We start from the raw sequence: 1,440 nt of genomic DNA on the forward strand, positions 1-1,440 counted from the left end.
GTGTCTGCTGTTCGACCAGACCAAGCAGCTGTTCCAGCGATGGCTGTTCTACGGCATCGGCACGATGTTCTCGATGGCGGTACTGGCAGCGATGGTATCGATCGCGCTGGACATGGTGATCCGTGTCTCGACCGCGTTCTGGTCCACCGCCTTGGTCAACAAGTTCCTACTCGAAGGCGCCTCCAGCGACGGCATGACCAGCCAGGCGATGCAGCAGGGCGGCATGGGATTGATCCTGACGACCTTGATTCTGACTGCGCCCCCAATGGCGGCCATGTTCTTCCAGGGCACGCTGGGTAGCTTCATGGCATATTCGCAGATAGGCAGTAGCCCGGTGGCGCAGGCACCGGGCCCGAATGGGCAGCCGCCGGGTAGCTATTACACGCCGGATAAACCTTCAACGAGCGGTGGCAGTCAATCGGGTGGATCGACTTCAGTTGGGAGCAATGTCGTAGTCACTGGCAGCAACTCCATAGCTGGGTCAGGCAATTCTGATACTGGCCGTAAAGGCTTAGCTTCGAACTAGAGGCCGGAGATGAAGTCAATTCGTGTCTATTCAGGTGCAGTAATCCTGCTGGGTCTGGGAATCATTGCCTGCCAATTGCCACACACGGCCAACGCAGAAGGTAGGTGTCCTCCTGGTCAGTATCCAATTGGTGGTCAGGGAGTCGGCGGCTGTGCTCCCATCCCAGGTGGTACCACTGGAGCAGGCCAAGCGTCGCCTGTTGCGACAGGGCGTTGGATCAAGACTTGGGGGGCCATCGCTTTAGCGAAGGGGGGCGATGTCGGCGTGGCTCTCGGTAAGCGAAAGAAGAGGGATGCGGCTTCGGAGTCCCTTGCTAATTGCGCACAGCGGGGGGCTACGGATTGCAGGGTGGTATTGGAGTTCAATAATCAATGTGCAGCATTCGTATCCCCCAGTGATGCAAGATTTGGTGGCTCCACGTTTGCGCGTGCGGCATCTGTTGATGCTGCGAGTAAGATGGCTGTGGATGCGTGCTTAAAGCAGGGGAGCGATGGCTGTAAAGTGATTTATTCTGGATGCACCGAGCCTGAGTTTGAGAACTTCTGAGGTTGCGCTTATGAGTTTCTGGCTGAAAACGTAGAAATGCCTGATTAGCCGGAAAAGACAAGGCGCCGGATGAGCAGGTCGACAAGAGCTTGGCCTGGATGCAGGTGGCGCTGTCGAGCATTGATGGCATCAAGATCCTGAATGATCCAGGGTTGCAGGCGGACAAGACCCGGGCGCTGTGGTTCATCGGCCTGGGCACTGGCGGCCCGGCGGTCACCGCTGGTGCAATGTTGCTGCTCTACGAGGTCGCGCTGGCGCTGTTCATCGGCCTGGGTCCCTTGTTCATTCTGTGTCTGCTGTTCGACCAGACCAAGCAGCTGTTCCAGCGATGGCTGTTCTACGGCATCGGCACGATGTTCTCGATGGCG

Annotated in this window: 2 protein-coding genes and 1 pseudogene; all 3 read left to right on the forward strand. The window is 57.8% G+C overall.

The window, feature by feature from the left end; genetic code table 11:
• Nucleotides 1-526: type IV secretion system protein (locus R5H29_RS15040; RefSeq protein WP_332329385.1), on the forward strand; the 526-nt coding region annotated here is incomplete at its 5' end.
• 9 nt (nt 527-535) lie between these two features.
• The gene (locus R5H29_RS15045) at nt 536-1,072 is read left to right on the forward strand and encodes a DUF4189 domain-containing protein (RefSeq protein WP_229301552.1); all 537 of its coding nucleotides are present in this window, start codon (nt 536-538) and stop codon (nt 1,070-1,072) included.
• A 44-nt stretch (nt 1,073-1,116) separates the two neighbouring features.
• Nucleotides 1,117-1,440: pseudogene (locus R5H29_RS15050) on the forward strand (type IV secretion system protein); the annotation flags it as partial.

It is taken from the genome of Stenotrophomonas sp. A3_2 (genome assembly GCF_036624925.1).
Taxonomy (GTDB): Bacteria; Pseudomonadota; Gammaproteobacteria; order Xanthomonadales; family Xanthomonadaceae; genus Stenotrophomonas; species Stenotrophomonas hibiscicola.